Origin of the sequence: Methylobacterium phyllostachyos, from assembly GCF_900103445.1 — a bacterium.
Taxonomy (GTDB): domain Bacteria; phylum Pseudomonadota; class Alphaproteobacteria; order Rhizobiales; family Beijerinckiaceae; genus Methylobacterium; species Methylobacterium phyllostachyos.
This window is the reverse complement of sequence record NZ_FNHS01000031.1, coordinates 1-15,714: the sequence shown is the minus strand read 5'-3', so window position 1 is coordinate 15,714 and position 15,714 is coordinate 1. Positions and strand designations below refer to the sequence as shown.

The 15,714-nt window shown below is 67.5% G+C and carries 12 protein-coding genes and 1 pseudogene; 6 read left to right on the top strand and 7 right to left on the bottom strand.

Annotation, left to right across the window (positions count from 1 at the left end; translation table 11 throughout):
- Positions 1-128 precede the first annotated feature (128 nt).
- From BLQ49_RS28020 to BLQ49_RS28005, 4 genes are all read right to left on the bottom strand, one after another.
- On the bottom strand, positions 129-1,103 hold the full coding sequence (locus BLQ49_RS28020) for a helix-turn-helix domain-containing protein (protein ID WP_091722755.1): 975 nt from the start codon (positions 1,101-1,103) through the stop codon (positions 129-131).
- Positions 1,104-1,357: 254 nt separating this feature from the next.
- Positions 1,358-1,921, bottom strand: a complete 564-nt coding sequence (locus BLQ49_RS28015; protein ID WP_425284038.1) for a carboxyltransferase domain-containing protein — start codon at positions 1,919-1,921, stop codon at positions 1,358-1,360.
- Between the two features lie 2 nt (positions 1,922-1,923).
- Positions 1,924-2,739: a putative hydro-lyase gene (locus BLQ49_RS28010; protein ID WP_091722752.1), complete on the bottom strand. Its 816-nt coding sequence runs from the start codon at positions 2,737-2,739 to the stop codon at positions 1,924-1,926.
- Positions 2,740-2,808: 69 nt separating this feature from the next.
- A complete protein-coding gene (locus BLQ49_RS28005; protein WP_091722749.1) occupies positions 2,809-3,735 on the bottom strand; it encodes a LysR family transcriptional regulator in 927 nt (308 codons plus the stop codon).
- Between the two features lie 670 nt (positions 3,736-4,405).
- Between BLQ49_RS28005 and BLQ49_RS30810 the strand changes: the two genes are divergently transcribed.
- The 6 genes and pseudogenes from BLQ49_RS30810 to BLQ49_RS27970 all read left to right on the top strand — a co-directional run bounded on the left by BLQ49_RS30810 (position 4,406) and on the right by BLQ49_RS27970 (position 11,015).
- Complete coding sequence (locus BLQ49_RS30810; RefSeq protein ID WP_342028226.1) at positions 4,406-4,744, top strand: VOC family protein; 339 nt, start codon at positions 4,406-4,408, stop codon at positions 4,742-4,744.
- Between the two features lie 18 nt (positions 4,745-4,762).
- Positions 4,763-5,288, top strand: a pseudogene (locus BLQ49_RS27990) (helix-turn-helix domain-containing protein); the annotation flags it as partial.
- Between the two features lie 134 nt (positions 5,289-5,422).
- Positions 5,423-7,864 (top strand): TonB-dependent siderophore receptor, encoded by a 2,442-nt coding sequence (locus BLQ49_RS27985; protein ID WP_091722743.1) that lies wholly within the window; start codon positions 5,423-5,425, stop codon positions 7,862-7,864.
- A gap of 114 nt (positions 7,865-7,978) precedes the next feature.
- A complete protein-coding gene (locus BLQ49_RS27980) occupies positions 7,979-8,893 on the top strand; it encodes a hypothetical protein (RefSeq protein ID WP_091722740.1) in 915 nt (304 codons plus the stop codon).
- Positions 8,894-8,907: 14 nt separating this feature from the next.
- On the top strand, positions 8,908-10,686 hold the full coding sequence (locus tag BLQ49_RS27975) for an ABC transporter ATP-binding protein/permease (protein ID WP_091722738.1): 1,779 nt from the start codon (positions 8,908-8,910) through the stop codon (positions 10,684-10,686).
- Complete coding sequence (locus BLQ49_RS27970; RefSeq protein ID WP_091722735.1) at positions 10,683-11,015, top strand: thioredoxin family protein; 333 nt, start codon at positions 10,683-10,685, stop codon at positions 11,013-11,015. Before BLQ49_RS27975 ends, BLQ49_RS27970 begins: the two co-directional genes overlap by 4 nt.
- A gap of 64 nt (positions 11,016-11,079) precedes the next feature.
- Here the strand turns inward: BLQ49_RS27970 and BLQ49_RS27965 are convergent, their stop codons facing one another.
- From BLQ49_RS27965 to BLQ49_RS27955, 3 genes are all read right to left on the bottom strand, one after another.
- Complete coding sequence (locus BLQ49_RS27965; RefSeq protein ID WP_091722733.1) at positions 11,080-12,063, bottom strand: FecR family protein; 984 nt, start codon at positions 12,061-12,063, stop codon at positions 11,080-11,082.
- A gap of 60 nt (positions 12,064-12,123) precedes the next feature.
- Positions 12,124-12,645, bottom strand: a complete 522-nt coding sequence (locus BLQ49_RS27960; protein ID WP_091722730.1) for a sigma-70 family RNA polymerase sigma factor — start codon at positions 12,643-12,645, stop codon at positions 12,124-12,126.
- A 604-nt stretch (positions 12,646-13,249) separates the two neighbouring features.
- Positions 13,250-15,714 (bottom strand): autotransporter outer membrane beta-barrel domain-containing protein (locus tag BLQ49_RS27955; protein WP_143012372.1); only part of this gene is annotated, 2,465 nt, incomplete at its 5' end.

Sequence of the window (15,714 nt, the reverse complement as noted above, 5' to 3'; positions counted from 1 at the left end):
AACATGGGATCAGCCTTTCGCCGCTTGGCTGCGCGTCCGCGCCTGCGGGAAAATGTCTGAGAACGTGGAATTGCCACGGTCCGCTTTTGGAGACCAAACGGACAATGCAGACGTCCAATGGGCAGCTTTCACAAATACAACATGCTCTTGGATCTGCTCAGAGCAGCGGCCATCCTGTACTCTCTCGGGGTCATACCGTGACGATCCTTGAAGCGCCTTGAAAAATGCGCCTGGCTCGTGAAGCCACAGTCATACGCCAGCGTGCCGATCGGCATGTGCAGGCAGGCTGGGTCGGATAAGCGCTTGGTCGCCGCTGCGAGCCGGCGTTCCCAGATCCAGTCGGAGATGTGCTGACCCCGCTCGTGAAACAGCTCTTGGAGCCGCCGTAGGGAGACGCCCATAGCGGCCGCGAGCCGGGCCGGATCGAGCGTCTGGTCGTGCAGATTGGCCTCGACGTAAGCCTTCGCGCGTTGAACGGTGATGTCACCCTGCCGCGATCGTGGCACCTCCCTGGCCATGCGCTCCGCGATGCTGGCCACGATCATGTCGGTCCCGATCGACGCCATGCGCTCCGCCGCGTCAGGGCTGAGCTGACCGTCGATCTGGATCAACTCGCGGAAGAAGGTGAGCGCTAACGTCGTGGAGGCAAGCTCCGCCCCGATGGTCAAGGATGTATAGAGGGTTGAAGGACCGAGCACGCTCTCAAGGCGTTCGCGCGGTAATTCAATTGCCAAGGACTGACCATCATCAAGTGTTCCCAGCACGCTCGGCCGTCGCGCGAGTACGACCATATCGCCGGGCCTCTGAATCGCCGCCCGATCGTCCTGAATGGTTCGCGTCGTCGTGCCGGCCAGCTTGAAGATGGCGAGGACCGTATCAGGGGTATGGCTCCGTCGCCGATCCGGGGTCGTCTGCTCCGCCGCACTCTGCGTGAACCGAATGATCGACAGGGCTCCGACTCTCGTCTCCTCGACTTTACCAATGAACGTCCTTTCATTGGTGCGGGTCAGCGCGAATTCACCGAAACGATCAGCCAAGATCTCACGCCAGAGCTTGAGTTTGTTTTCCGGCGGCAATGTCTTAGTCGAGCACAGAAGTTGCATTGGCCGGCCCCGTGGCTCGCCGCGTTTGAGGATGATCGGATTTGTGTGTCATTAGGCAGCCGTAACTTCACGGTCATGAAGCTATCGACCGTAGTGTTGTCGTCCAGCTAAAAAATATTCATTGTTGTTATTTACTGATTTGGATCGAAATCGGCCGCGACTGGTCGGCCGCCGTACCGTAAGATGAAATGAGTCAAGCAATAAATGCTATCGACTATATCTCTGCGATTGGAGGCAGTTCCGACCCAAAAAGATCAATGATGCCCGACCAAGGCATCGGCAACACCATCGACCAAGTTGAGAGTGAGCAGGAAGTCCGGCGCGAACTCCGTGCGCACCACGGGCTCACACGGGATCTCACGCCGCAGGGCTTCGGCTTCCGCCCCCCGGGCTGCGATCGCATCGGCGACCGATACGGCACCGAGGACGATCTGGGAGCCGCCCTGCAGCTGAGCGAGCCGCCCGAGATCGGGGCCGATCACCGTGGCGATCTTCGGACAGCCGCCCGTCGAGATCTCGACCGCGGTGGCGTCGAGGGGATTGCCGACCGCCCGGTTCGCCGTGGCGAACATCAGGGGGTCCATCGCGCCCGCAGCCGTGATGCCGAAGCGCAGGTAGCCCTGCCGGCCGCCATCCTGGCTCATCAGCGAGCGGTGGGTCGGAACGGTTTCGCGGATGCCCGGCAGGCGGTCGGCGGCCAGGGCGGCGTCCAGCGCAAGCACGCGGTCGCTGGGCGCCGGATCGACCGCCGTGCGGCATTCGACGACGAAGGCGGCCTCGCCCGCATCGAGGAGGTGTGGCGTTCCGGTCTCCATCATCGTCAGCCCGTCGCAAACTCGGTGTTGAGGCGATCCGTGACGAGCATGCAGCCGGGTGCGTGGGTGATGGCGAAGTCCGGGCGGGCGGCGGCGATCACGGATTGCGGGGTGACGCCGCAGGCCCAGAACACCGGGATCTCATTCGGGCCGACCGGGACCGGATCCCCGTAATCGACCTGCTGCAAGTCCGTGATGCCGATCAGATCGGGCCGCGCGAGATGCACGGGCGCGCCGTGGACCTGGGGATAGCGCGCCGTGACCTGAACCGCCTGGATCGCCTGCGCCGGGGTCAGCGGCCGCATCGACACCACCATCGGCCCGGCAAACGGCCCGGCCGGCGCGCACGCGATGTTGGTGCGATACATCGCGACATGCGTGCCGCGCTCGACATGGCGCAGCGGCAGGCCGGCCTCCAGCATCGCCTCCTCGAACGAGAACGAGCAGCCGATCACGAACGCCACGAGGTCGTCGCGCCAGACGGATCTCACGTCGGGCAATTCGTCGACCAGCTCCCCGCTGCGCCAGACGCGGTACAGCGGGAGATCGGTGGCGATATCGAGATCGAGGCCGAGTTCCGGGATGTCGCGACGGCCCGGCTTGGACTCGCCGATGACCGGACAGGATTTCGGGTTGCGCTCGGCAAACAGCCTGAAGTTGTCGGCGATCCGCTCGGGGAAGACCGCCAAATTGCCCTGCACATAACCGTTCGCCATCCCGGCGGTGCATCCGGTGATCGCCCCGCTGCGGCAAGCGAGGCGGACGGCCGTGCTGGTGGCCGATGCCAGATCGGCCGACTGCGTTTCTGGATCAGAGGCCATCACCGGACCTGCGCGTTCAGGACTTGAGCAAGTCTATCCTTTGCGCAGATGCCGGCAAATCATGATTGATTATGGGAATCGATAACGCGGCTTCATAGCAAACCAGTCGGCCGCCACCGTCCTGGCGATGGCGGCCGCTGCAGCGCTCAACCGGTTGTCAGGGGCATTCTCGTAGGCGGCCACGAAACCGACGGCGGGAAGGCTGACTGCTGTGTCGAGCACGCGCAGCTGCCCGCCTTCGATCTCGGGCAGGACGGCGTCCACCGGCATGGCCCCGATCCCCGTTCCTTCGATCGCCATGCGGATGATCGCCGAGAGCGAAGCGCTGGTGTAGAGGCGCGGCGGCGGCAGGTCCGACTGGACCAGCAGGTCGCGCAATTGCGCGAAGGGCGTCGTGTTGGGTGGGAACGTGATGATCGGATGGCGGATGAGATCGGCCAGCCCGATCGGACCGGCCGTCGTCACGAGGCGGGGGGAGGCGATCCAGGCGGTGTCGAACTGGCCGAGTGGCACGTTCACGAGCTTCGGTGTCGTGACCGGACCGACCAGAAACGCGAGGTCGAGATCCCGCCGCAGCAGGGCCTCCCGCATGTTCGGCGATACATCGACCGCGAGGTCGATGGCGATTCCCGGATAGGTCCGCCCCATAACCTCGATGAACGACGTCAGCCAGGTATGCACGATAGTCTCGGACACGCCGAGGCGAAGACTGCCGCTGCTGTTCGCCGGCGCCGTGATGGCGGCGACCATCTCGCCGTGCAGGCGCAGGACGCGCTCGGCATAGCTCAGGAGTTCAAGACCCTTGGGCGTCAGGCTGAGACTGCGCGGAAGGCGGTTGATGAGCGTCAGCCCGAAGGTGCGTTCCAGGGCCGCGATCCTGTGCGAGACGGCCGGCTGCGTGGTGTTGAGCCGCTTGGCGGCGGCGCTGAAGCTGCCGAGGGTCGCCGTCCAGTAGAAGATCTGGATCGTTCTCAGGTCCGGGACGAAATCGGACATGGCCTTGTCCCAGTGGCATCGACCCGGGAGAGATTGCGGCCTCTCGCCTGCGCAAGGCTCGAACCCGGGACGATCGGTTGCGGAAGGAGGGGCCGGAGCGCGTCCGGCTGGCGGGAGCGAGGGCCTTCATCTGGGCGTCGATGATATGGCCGTAGCGGGACGTTGCGGGATGGGTCGGCAGGATCTGGCGCGCATAGGCCTGATCCGGCACCACGATCTTCCGGCAGGACGGAACGTCGGGCCAGGGCGGCGCCGCCGCGATCACCACATCGTGGCGGCCCGCCATCAGCCCCTCGTGCAACAGGGCCGAGGAGCCGGCCTTGAGCGCGTGGACCTCGGCGAGGATGCGCCGCGCCTGATCCAGGAGGCGATCGCCCACGGGGATCAGTTTGATCTCCCGCCCGATCCGGGTGACGAGGCGGACGGCCAGGTTGTCCGCCAGGGCCTGAAGCCGCTGCGCCACGCTGGCCGCGGTCAGCCCCTGGGCGCGCTGCCGCCGCGACCGACTCACGTTCGGCGGCGACGAAGGTCACCAGAAAGCGCGTCTCCAAACCAAGCCTCCGGCTGGCTCTGAAGCCATCGACACTGAACTCATCACCGGTTCCAGCTGCGGTTACAAGGTGCGGGACAAGCCCACCGCAGGCGCTTGCCGTAACGACAGGGGAAGACAATGCGCAGTGTCTTCCACTTGGCCTACAACGTCCGCGACCTCGATGAGACGTGCCGATTCTATGGCGGGGTTCTGGGCTGCCAGGAGAGGGCCGGAGCGCGCCGACCGGGGTCGATTTCAATGTCTTCGTCCACGCAATCTCGCTTCACCTGGGCGAGCCGTTCGCCGTGGCCAGCACCGGACGCGTCGGCGGGCATCTCGGGCCGATGCCGCATCTGGGTAACACCCTGGAACTTGAGGACTGGTCATCCGTCTGGAATTTTTTGCCGCTGTCCACCGTCAGCAGTCCTGAGACAGATTGAGGGTCTTCACGAACGGAGGATGCCTGGTTCAGCGTAGTCCTGAGGCACGAACCTCATACAGACGTCCGGGCCGGCGCGGGCTCCGGCAGAAGCCGTGATCAAGGACATCCGCCGCGCCACGCGCCGGCAGTTCTCGCCCGAGAAGAAGATCCGCATCGTGCTGGAGGGCTGCGCGGTGAGGACCGCATCGCCGAACTGTGCCGGCGCGAGGGCATCACCCGCTCGATGTTTTACCGCTGGTACGACGCCTGCCAGCGCGGCGGCCCCGCAGCGCTGGCCGACCGTCCATCCCGTCCCAGCCGGATCTGGAACCGTCTGCCGACAGAGATCCGCGAGCAGAGGCGGCGGCCGGGCTCGATCATGTGCGGGTGGCGCATCGGCCGCATCGGCTCACCGACAACGGGCCGAGCGACGGCGCAAGTGATCTGGCCGACTGGCTCGGCCGTCGGGGCATGCCTCATATCCGCGGTGCGCCTCGCCATCCCCAAACGCAGGGCAAGATCGAGCGCTGGCACCGGACGCTCAAGAACCGCATCCGTCCACGACCGAGTGAAGCGGAGGCCACGGTGCCTTCTCTGATCGCCGGTGCGGGTGCGGGTGCCACCAGGGCGCACAAGCGCGACGGCTAAAATCTCACGCCTGAACTGACGCTTTTGGCGGCTCGACCGACAGGGAAGGTGAGCGCGGATGGAGCCGCGACCCTGGCGGGACTGCAATGACGAAGACGTTGGCATTGGCGCGTGGGTGCGGCGAGGAGCGGCGATTTCGGGCGCGCGGGCGTGGGCCTTTGCTCGCCATCCTATTGTCCACCGCCGCGTCGGTGCTGCCGCCGCTCGCATCGCCGGCGTATGCCCAGAGCCAGATCGCCTTCGACATTCCGGCGGGCGATCTCGGAAGCGCGCTGGCGCAGATCGGGCGGGCCAGTGGTCAGGCGATCTCCTTCCCTGCCGAACTGACCCGGGGCCGCACGACCGGGCCGATTGTCGGACAGATGAGCGTCGGCGAGGCCGTCGCCCGTGCCCTGGCCGGGACCGGGCTGACGGCGGTCGCCGGTTCGCATGGGAGCCTGATCATCCGACGGGCGCAGGCCGCCGCACCGGCCGCACCGGCACCGGGTGGCGACACGCTCGCTGCCATCGACGTGGCCGACCTCGTGGGCGGGACCGGGGACCACGGCTTCGTGGCCGGCAACACCAGCACGTCCGACCGCCTCAACATCCCGCTCAAGGAGAATCCCCGCTCGGTGGTCGGCGTCACCAAGGACGTAATCCGGACGCAGGGCCTGACCTCGATCCTTGATGCGGCCCGCAACGTCAGCAACGTCACGGTCAGCAACGGCGCAGGTCAGGGGCAAGGCATCGCAAGCTACAGCGTCCGCGGTTTCGACGTACAGAACGTCATGATCGGCGGCCGTATCGGGCCGCGCGGCATCAACGTGCCGATCGAGGATGTCGAACGCGTCGATGTCATCAAGGGACCAACCACTGATCTTACGGGCGTGAGCCTCCCGGGTGGCGGCATCAACATCATCCCCAAGGTGCCCAGCGCCGAACCGATCCGGGAGGCGGCGATCTATCTCGGCAGCCGCTTCTACCGGACGCTCGCCTTCGACCTGGGCGGCCCTGTCGAAGGGACAGAGAACCTGACTTATCGCATCAACGTCTCGGGCAACACCGCCGATACGGCGCCCGGCGGCGACAGGTCCCCGCACGATGGGCTGATCTCGCCGAAAGTCCGGTGGGATGACGGTGAGACGACTGTGACGGCCGGTGTTCGTTACGCCGATCAGATCGTCGGACTCTCGCCGATCACGGTTGGTAATTATGCCTTCAACTGGCGCCCCATCCGAGTCTCTCGCGAAAGGCCGATCGGTACAGCTGACGCTGGTGCGTCATTCCGAAGCCTCAATCCCTACCTCGATTTCGAGCGCAAGCTCGGATCGGTCGATACAGACGGATTCGGAACGTTCGACTTTGCTGTCCGTAACCGATCCGCATATTTCTCTAATAACTACACATCCGTTGGCTATATTTTTGGACCCAGCATGGCCGCTCCCACGGTCGTGTCACCGATCGGAAACTATATCTCCGTAACTGAACGAAAATTGGTCACTCAGTCGGATGTGATTTTGACCCACACCCTAAATGATTACAAAAACACAATGAGATTTGGCGTTGATTACACGACTGATTTTATGTCATATTTGAACCGACTGACATATCCGCGCCTCCGCTTTGACGCTCGGATGCCGCCGGCCGCGCTGCCGTTGCCATCTCGCGACGGCTATCATGCCAAGACATATAAAAACTTTGATGATATTGGTCTCGCATTCCAAGATAAGATCGATTTATTTGATCGCCTTCATATCCTCGGATCGGTCAGACAAGATTTTTATGAGGGCAGGACCACCTACACATTGACCAAAATGGTCGATAAGGCAGACCAGCCCGCGCTGACCTACAATGGGGGTGCCGTTTACGACATCACCAAGTGGATGAGCGTGTACGGGACGATGGGTACGGGCTTCACTCCGAACCAAGGTGTTCTCGCCAACGGACAATCGGCGCCTCCGCAATTCATCAATCTCAGCGAGTATGGCCTGAAATTCAACCTGCTTGACGAACGGTTAATCGTGACAGCTTCTCGTTTCGAGAATCAATACAGCAATGTGCTTATTTACGATCGATCGAAAGGGGGGAACGTCCTCGGACCGGGCAGCTCATCCCATGGATTGGAATTGGATGTCCAGGGTCAACTGACGGACAACATCAGCTTGATTGCCAGCGTCGGCCACACACAGATCCGCGCCCAGGGCGCCAAGCCAGGAGAGGTCTTTCCTGGAGTTCCACCCTACAAGGGAACGCTATTTGCGGTCTACACTTTCACCAAGGGCCCGTTTCAAGGCTTCCAATTCGGCGCCGGGACCGAGGCGGTTACTTGGACCTATAGCAGCTTCGGCCCGAAGCTGGGCAATTCACGGATCCCAGGATACGCCACCGTCGACGCGATGGTCGGTTATGCGAGAGAGAACATCACCGTCTCGCTCAACGTCAAGAACCTATTCGATCATTACTATTACGCGCCGACGCAGGTCCCGCAATTCATCCCGGTCGGTCAAGGACGCCAGATCATGGCGCAGGCCCGGATCAAGTTCTAGCGGGTCGCCGGCAACCCGCGCGCCGACGGTACGGCCCGGACCCGCGTGGACTTGCAGTCAGCATGTCCGGGCGGGCCCTTGAGCGTTCCATCTTCGATCCCAGGATCCTCAGTCATGTCGATCGTACCCTGTCTCGCCTTCGGCGGCGACGCCGCGCGTCAGTCCGCATTGCTCGCGCGCCTCGGTGAGCACCGCGACGCCGGAACGATCGTGCCGTCGGGGCCGAGCTGGACCGGCACGGGCGGGACGCCCGCCGGCTGCATCGCCGGCGCGAACGATCCGGCGGATTTCGCGCGGGCGACGGGCTTTCCCCCGTCTCTGATGCCGCTCCTCGATTTCCTCTGCGCGCGAGCCGGAGACGAGGAGCGGGGCGCGGACGCGGGCGAGGCCGCCGACCTGGCTCGGGCCTGGCTCACAGGCGTGACGCCAGGGGTCGATCTGACGAACGTGCCCGGCCTGATCCTGTGCGCGCTGTTGGATGACGCGGGCCGGGACGTCGCGAACGCGCCGGACGTGATCGCCGCCCGCGACCGCATCGATGCCCTGCACCGCGCCGCGATGACCGGCGACAGGCCGGAGGCGCCCGCGTGGCGTGCCGCTCGCGCATTGGCCGTGACGGCGACCGATGCGGCGCGAGAGCCGGCCGGGCAGCGCTTCGGCCGGCTGGTCGAGGCGGCGGCCTGGGACCCGGTCACCTCGCCCTCGATCCTCCAGGAGGTCGCGGTGGTGTGGCTCGAGATCCAAGCCCACGCCGCGGCGGCGGCGACCGGCTGGACCGAGGCGGACGAGGCCGCCGTCAAAAGCTGCTTCCAGGCTTGCCGGAGCGAGAGCCTGGAGGCGGGCATGAAGCCGGAGGAATTTGTCTTTCCACCGCTCTTCCGGGCGCGCGAGCCGGAGCTGGCCCGGCGCTTCGAGACCCAGCTCGCCGCCGCCAATGCGGCCTATTTCCGGGCGGTCCACGATCTCGCACAACGCTGCCTTGATCACCTCGCGGCGGCTCGACCGCCGGGCGCGCCGTCGGCCGCCTGACGCGAGCGCGGAGGATGAGCACCGTGCGGCCGATCGACGACGGACAGCCGGAGGCGCGCGCCTCACGGCCGGCGGGCGCAGCCGAATCCGCGATCCCGCCGCTGGCGAAGCTCCGCCATTTCGGCCGGTTGACGTTCGGGTTCTGGCTCACCCGCAGCGCTCTCCGCGCCTGGGCGCTCGTGGGGGTGAACCTCGCTGCCCAGAGCCTGATGGTCTACACGAGCGTCCTGAGCACCCGTTACACCAAGGCGCTCTACGACATGCTGGCCGAACGCGCGCTGGACCGGCTGCCCGGAGTGCTGGGCCTGCTCGCCGTCGTGCTGGGCGCCGCCATCGTCCAGACGGTGATCGCCTTCTCTGTGCCCGAAGCCATCGCGTTCGCGTGGCGCCAGTGGTTGACCGGCCACTACGTGGCGCGCTGGCTGCACAGCGGCGCCTATTACGAAACCCAGCGCCGCGACCTCCTCGACAACCCGGATCAGCGCATCGCCGAGGATGTCGAGGCCTTCACAAAGACCATGGTCCAGCTCGTCTTCGCGCTGATCCAGGTCGCCTCGATGGGGATCACCTTCGGGATCATCCTGTGGTCGGCGTCGGGCGCCGGCGCGATCACGCTCGGACCCGTGAGCCTGCACATCCCCGGCCTGCTGCTCTGGGCGACGGTGGCCTGGACGATCCTGCACACGGCCGCGGTGCTGGGCGCCGGTCGCCGGCTGCCGCGCCTCGTCGCGGAGGGGCAGCATCGCGCCGCCGATTTCCGCTTCAAGCTGATCCAGGTCCGGCGCTCCGCCGAGCAGGTGGCGCTGCTGCACGGCGCGGCGGCCGAGCAGGCGGCCCTGACCGCACGATTCTCGGCGATCCGCACGAATTTCTTCGCCCAGATCGTCCAGACGGTGAAGATTCAGGTTACGAACGCCACGATCGGCCAGGTCAACAGCCTGTTCCCGTTGCTGCTGATCCTACCGCGCTACATCGCGGGCGAACTCTCCCTCGGCGACCTGTTCCAGACCCAGCGGTCGATGGAGCAGTTCCACGCGACGATCGCGTATTTCGCCCAGGCTGCCTCGACGATTCAGGTCCTGCGCGGCACGATCCGCCGCCTGCGCGCCTTCGATGCCGTCCTGGATGCCGTCCCGTCCCGGCCCGCTCCGGACCGGCCCCGGAACGAGGCGACCGTGCTGGCGGTCGAGGCGCTGACGATCGGCCGGCCCGGCGGCGCGCCGCTCCTCAGCCTTCCGGCCTGGCGGGTGGCGCCTGGGCAACGCTGGCTGATCCGTGGCCCCTCGGGCATCGGCAAGAGCACCCTGCTGCGGGCACTCGCCGGGATCTGGCCCGAGACGAAAGGCCGGCTGACGATGCCGCTGCGGGAGGCGACCCTGTTCATGCCGCAGGTGCCCTACCTGCCGGTCGGTTCCTTACGGGAGGCGATCACCTACCCGTCGCCCAATCCGGTGCCGGACGCTGTGCTGCGCGACCTCCTCGGGCGCGTCGGCCTCGGGGATTGGGCGGCGGATCTCGACCGCACCGCGGAATGGGACCAGCATCTCTCGCCGGGGGAGCAGCAGCGCCTGGCCTTCCTGCGCCCCCTGCTGCTGCGCCCGACGCTGATCCTGCTCGACGAGGCGACCAGCGCCCTCGATCCGGGAAACGCGCGGGCCATGTACGCGCTGCTCCTCGAGGCGCTGCCGGGCCTGACCCTGATCAGCGTCGCGCATTCCGACGTGCTCGACGACTTCCACACCCATCGGCTCGTCCTTGGCGAGCCGAACGACGCATGTGAGCAAGCCGCATGACCATCCCCTCCGTCACCGACGCCACCTTCCAGGCCGAGGTTCTCGACACCGCAGCGCCGGTGCTCCTCAAGCTCTGGGCGCCCTGGTGCGGACCCTGCCGGGCGATGAATCCGGTCATCGAAGAAGTTGCGGCCGAGTATGCGGACGAAATCGCCGTGCGGGCGGCGAACATCGAGGCCGACCCGGCGATCGCCGAGCGGCTGGCGGTCCGCGGAATCCCGCTTCTCGTCCTGTTCCGTGATGGCGCGGAGGTCGGGCGCGTCTCGGGTGTGCTGTCGAAGACCCGGGTCTGCGTCTTCATCGACGGGCATCTCGGCTCGGCTGAGTGATTCGCGTGCTTGCCGCCGGATTGGAAGCCGGTTCGGCGCAAGCAAGCCCGACACACCACCGGCTTTAGCCGGGTCGGGCGTCTCCGGGCGCGCCCGGCCCGATCGCCACCCAATAATGCGCCACCCGGGTGACCGACAGGTTGAGGGAAGCGCCCAGGATGTCGAGGGCATCGTCTGGGCGCCGCAGCGGGAACACGCCGGTGGCGCGGATCTCCGCTACGGCCGGATCCAGACGAATGACGCCCGGGAAGTAGGGACGCAGACCGTCGACGATCGCCGCGACCGGGCGGTTCTTCGCGACCAGGAGCCCGTCGAGCCAGGCTGCGGCGTCCTCGACCTCCACCGGCTCCCGGTCGGGCCGGCCGGCCCGGAGGCCGATGCGCTCGCCACGCCCGATCGGGCTCGCGGCCTGGGTTCCGAAGGCGATCTGCCCCGTACCCTCAAGCCCCGTCGCCGCGAGACTGTTGGACCGCTTCTCGATCAGGAAGCGGCCGGATGCGGCCGTCAGGCTGAGGGCCCCTGCATCCAGCCGGAACGGCGCGGCCCGGGACGCAACCTGCAGGAGAACCTCGCCCTCGATCAGGCGGACGCCCCGGCGGCCGGGCGCGTAAGCGATGTCGAGGGCGGTGCGGGGTGCCATCACGACCTCGCTGCCATCGTCGAGGTGCACATGGGTCTGCTCGGCGGTCCGCGTCACGTGATCGGCGAGGAGGCTGCCGAGCGGCACGAACCGGTCCGCCACCACCGCGCCGGCCGTCCCGAGCCCCAGAGCGGCCATCAAGCCGGCGAGCACGGCGCGCCGATCGGGCCGGCGCTCGACGAGCTGCTGCCTCAGCCGGCCTGCCGGAAGCTTTTGCTCGGCCGCGATCCCGCAGGGCGCGAGGCCCCGCTGCAACTGTGCCCAAGCTTCCGCATGGCGTGGGTCGGCCGCGAGCCACGACGCGAAGGCGCGCTTCTGACGTTCGGAGGTTGCTCCGGAACACAGCTCGACCATCCAGCCGATCGCGGCCTCGCCCGGCTCGTCCTCGTGCTTGGCGGATCTCGTCATCGCCGGTCTCCGTGCGATCCGCTCGACGTGCTCACGCCCACCTTGATCACAGCTACCCGGTCACCCTTGGCGCATCTGCGCCTCGTAGGCGGCGCGCAGCCCCTGCGCAACGTACTTGCGCACCATGCTCACCGAGACCTTCAACTCCGCGGCGATCTCCGCATAGGGCAGGCCGTCGATCTGGCTCATGAGGAATGCCGCGCGGGCCTTCTGCGAGAGGCGCGCCAGCATGGTGTCGATGGCTTGGAGCGCCTGCGCGAGGATCAGCCGGTCCTCCGCGGATATCTCGACCGCTTCCGGCATCGCCGCCAGCTCGGCCTCGTAGGCCAGCCGGAGATCGCTGCGGCGGCGCGCGTCGCAGATCAGCCGCCGCGCGATGGTGGTCATCATCGCGCGCGGCTGCCGGACCCGCTCCAGATCGGGCAATTGCAGCAAGGCCATGAAGACATCCGCCGTCAGGTCGTCCGAGGCCGAAACGGTCCAGCGCTGCCGATTCAACCACCGCGTCAACCATTGGCTGTGTTCTCGAAACAAAACATCGAGAACGGATGCATTTTTGTGAAGTGCTGTAGCCCCCGTCATAGCGCCCTCAAAGACCCCGAGCCAGCCTGTCTTAGATCACGCGGGTTCGCCCCTCGTTTGCGACTCGCATCTTAGCCGGCAGGCAGTCTGGATCCATTCCGAACGCGCTTAAGTTCCAAGCAAAAGCTTTCCATATGTTCGGCATCAGGAGATTTTTTTATGCAACAATCCTGACAATGTAACGTACGTTCGTTCAAAAGGCTTCTTACACGAACTTCGATCGCCAGCGGAAAGCACAAAACTGAGAAGATGATTTATTTACGATCGCATGAAGGCGATTTTATATCGTAATTCGATGAGAAATGTTGAAGAATGACCTAGAGACGAACTGAAAAGTCTTCCCTGTCGATCCCGTGCCGATCTAATGGGCTGTCCGCGCGGGGGGCTTGCGAGGGGGCGCCGGCTTTTGTCGGCGCTCCCTCCCGGTCGACCGGCACCGAGGACATGCCGGGAGTCTACGTTTCAACACAGATCCGACGGCAAGCGTGAAGTGATTCGCGGTGTCGGGTCGAGGCGTTCCCCGCCGGACGGGCAGCGCTTGTGGTGTGCCGGGGGAAAAGGATTGGAGCGCTCGACGGGCCACCTACGCCCGTCCAGACGGTTCTTACCAGCGGGCCTGGAGGCCGGCCGAGACGACTTGAGCGTTGGCGCCGGGCCGCACGTCGCCGGTGTAGCTCAGCGACAGCAGCACGCCTTCGGCCACCGGACCGGTCAGGCTCACACCGAGCACCGCCCCGTCCCGTCCCAGCGCGCTGGTGCGCGTCGCGAACGGCACCCCGAACAGGCTCGAGCGCACCGTCGCGAACGTGTCAGCGAGCTCATGCGCCCAGTAGGCCCGGCCCTCCAGGCGCAGGCCCGCCGTGCCTTCGACCTCCAGGCTCGCCAGACGCCCGCCCACAAGCACGCGCGCACCGTCGAGGCCGGCGGTGGCGAAGCTCTGGCTCGCCAGACCGCCCCGCTCCGCCACCCGCGCCCGGGTCAGGCGGTCGTAGCTGACGCCCACCTCCGGCACGAGCTCGACCGGCAGGCCGGTCGCCAGCGCGTACCCGGCAAAGCCCGACACCCCCGCGTCCCAGCCCGAGGCCAGTCCGCTCGCCCGCGACACGCCCGTGCCCAGAGCCACCGTCCGGTCGATCCGGCCGTCCGCGTAGGACAGGCCCGCCGTGCCGCGCAGGATCACGGCACCCAGCCGCGTGCTGGCATACAGCGTGCCGCCGTAGCTGTCGGCCGCGCTCCGCCCGAGCCCGAAGCCCTGGCCTCGCCCAGTGCCGGTCTCGCGCAGGTAGCTGAACGCGCCGCCCACCAGCGTGTCGGCCCCGTGGCCCGATGCGACCTGCCGGTCGACGCCGAGCACCAGACCACCCGCGTCGAGAGCCGCCCCGCCCGCCGCGCGGTCGCTCGCGCGGGCGCCGAACCCGTACAGCGCCTCCGCCCAGACCCGGCCCTCGCCGGACGCCAGCGGCTGGTCCGGCGCGCCCGCCGCGCCGCGCATCTGCAGCGCCGAGCGGTTCGGGCCGAGCCCCGGATCGCCCGCGCTGAGCGAAGCCGCCCCGCCGCCCTGGCCGCGCAGGTGCCGGTCGATCGTGTCGGTCACCAGCCGGCGCGCGGCGAGATCGGCCATCACGGCGTCGCCGTAGGCCTGGCCCGACAGGCTCGCCAGCCCCCCCGGCAGCGTGGCCGGACCCGCCGCGTAGAGCGCGTCGAACACCCGCGCCCGATCCGGGTCCGGCCGCGTGCCCGCGGCCGGGCGGGCGGCGTCGAGCGCTGCGCCCACGGCCTGCGCGTTGCCGGTCTGGGTGAGCCCGAGCCCGGCGAGGTTGCCGTAGGCGGCGGGCGTGACCACGAGGTCGAGGCCGGTGGCGCGGTAGAGCGCATCGAACCGGGTGCCGGCGGCCAGCCCCGCCGTCGGCTGGGCCAGCCCGGTGAACGCGCCGGTCAGCCCGGCTTGGGCGGTCAGCACGCCGAAGCGCTGGCCGAGCGCCGGGGTGTAGGCGTTGGTGGCGTCGCCGGTGATGCCGCGCAGCACCGGCGCCAGGGTGCCGTTGGCCGCGACCGCACCGCTCGGACCTAGCGCCAGCAGGCGGGCGTAGCGGCCCGCGCCGGTGCCGGTGCCGATTCCGTCGATGTCGAGGCCGAACAGGCTGCCGGACGCGAAGGCGACCGGGCCGAGGACCGTGAGCGTGCCCGGCGAGTTGCCCGGCCGCAGGGCGCCCGCCACGGTGACGGGGCCTGCGACCGTGCCGATGCCGCGCAGGGTGCCTGCGGCCGCGACCGTCACCGGCGAGGCCCAGAGGCCGTTGAGCGAGAGCGTGCCGGCCTGGATCGTGGTCGGTCCGGAGAAGCGGCCGGTGCCGGTGAGCTTGAGGGTGCCGGATCCGGCCTTGGTCAGGCGGGTCGGGCTGGTGCTCTCCAGGATGGCGCCGGCATAGGTCGAATCGGTCGATCCGCTGACCGTGAGGGCGCCGTTGCCGATCACGCCGGAGGCGGTGCCGGCCAGGCTGGCGAGGGTGAGGGCGGTGCCGCCGAGGTCGAGCGGGCCGGCATTGGTCAGGCTGGTGAGCCCGGCGAGCGGCCCGGTGAAGAGGAGGCTGCCGGTGTTGGTGAGCGCGCCGTTGAGCTGGCCGGAGAGGCGGGCGGTGCCGGAGTTGGTGAGGTCGGTGGTGAGGACGCCGTCGCTGGCGACGAGCCCGGCATTGCTCAGGCCGGCGGGCGCGGTGAGGCTGGCATTCTGCGCGACCGTGACGGCGCCGGCATTGGTGAGGGGGCCTGCGAGGCTGTAGGCGCCCGTGCCGGAGACCGCGAGGGTCGCACCGGCGGCGTTGGCGAAGGTGCCGTCGCTGGCCACCGCCCCGGCGACCGTGACGGTGCCGGCCTTGTTGGCGATGGCACCGTCGATGCGGCCGGCGCTGGCGAGCATCGTGCCGGTGTTGGTGAGCCCGCCCGCGATCGTGCCGGAGGTGGCCAGTGTGCCGCTGTTCGACACGCCGCCCGCGATCGCGCCGGTGTTCTGGACCAGCCCGGCGTTGCTCAGGCCGCCGGAGATGGTGCCGCTGGTGGCCAGGATGCCGC

What these genes read in the sequence shown, in the direction of transcription:
- BLQ49_RS28020 (WP_091722755.1), bottom strand. Translation starts at nt 1,103, where the DNA reads ATGCAACTTCTGTGCTCGACTAAGACATTGCCGCCGGAAAACAAACTC.
- BLQ49_RS28015 (WP_425284038.1), bottom strand. Translation starts at nt 1,921, where the DNA reads ATGATGGAGACCGGAACGCCACACCTCCTCGATGCGGGCGAGGCCGCC.
- BLQ49_RS28010 (WP_091722752.1), bottom strand. Translation starts at nt 2,739, where the DNA reads ATGGCCTCTGATCCAGAAACGCAGTCGGCCGATCTGGCATCGGCCACC.
- BLQ49_RS28005 (WP_091722749.1), bottom strand. Translation starts at nt 3,735, where the DNA reads ATGTCCGATTTCGTCCCGGACCTGAGAACGATCCAGATCTTCTACTGG.
- BLQ49_RS30810 (WP_342028226.1), top strand. Translation starts at nt 4,406, where the DNA reads ATGCGCAGTGTCTTCCACTTGGCCTACAACGTCCGCGACCTCGATGAG.
- BLQ49_RS27985 (WP_091722743.1), top strand. Translation starts at nt 5,423, where the DNA reads ATGACGAAGACGTTGGCATTGGCGCGTGGGTGCGGCGAGGAGCGGCGA.
- BLQ49_RS27980 (WP_091722740.1), top strand. Translation starts at nt 7,979, where the DNA reads ATGTCGATCGTACCCTGTCTCGCCTTCGGCGGCGACGCCGCGCGTCAG.
- BLQ49_RS27975 (WP_091722738.1), top strand. Translation starts at nt 8,908, where the DNA reads ATGAGCACCGTGCGGCCGATCGACGACGGACAGCCGGAGGCGCGCGCC.
- BLQ49_RS27970 (WP_091722735.1), top strand. Translation starts at nt 10,683, where the DNA reads ATGACCATCCCCTCCGTCACCGACGCCACCTTCCAGGCCGAGGTTCTC.
- BLQ49_RS27965 (WP_091722733.1), bottom strand. Translation starts at nt 12,063, where the DNA reads ATGACGAGATCCGCCAAGCACGAGGACGAGCCGGGCGAGGCCGCGATC.
- BLQ49_RS27960 (WP_091722730.1), bottom strand. Translation starts at nt 12,645, where the DNA reads ATGACGGGGGCTACAGCACTTCACAAAAATGCATCCGTTCTCGATGTT.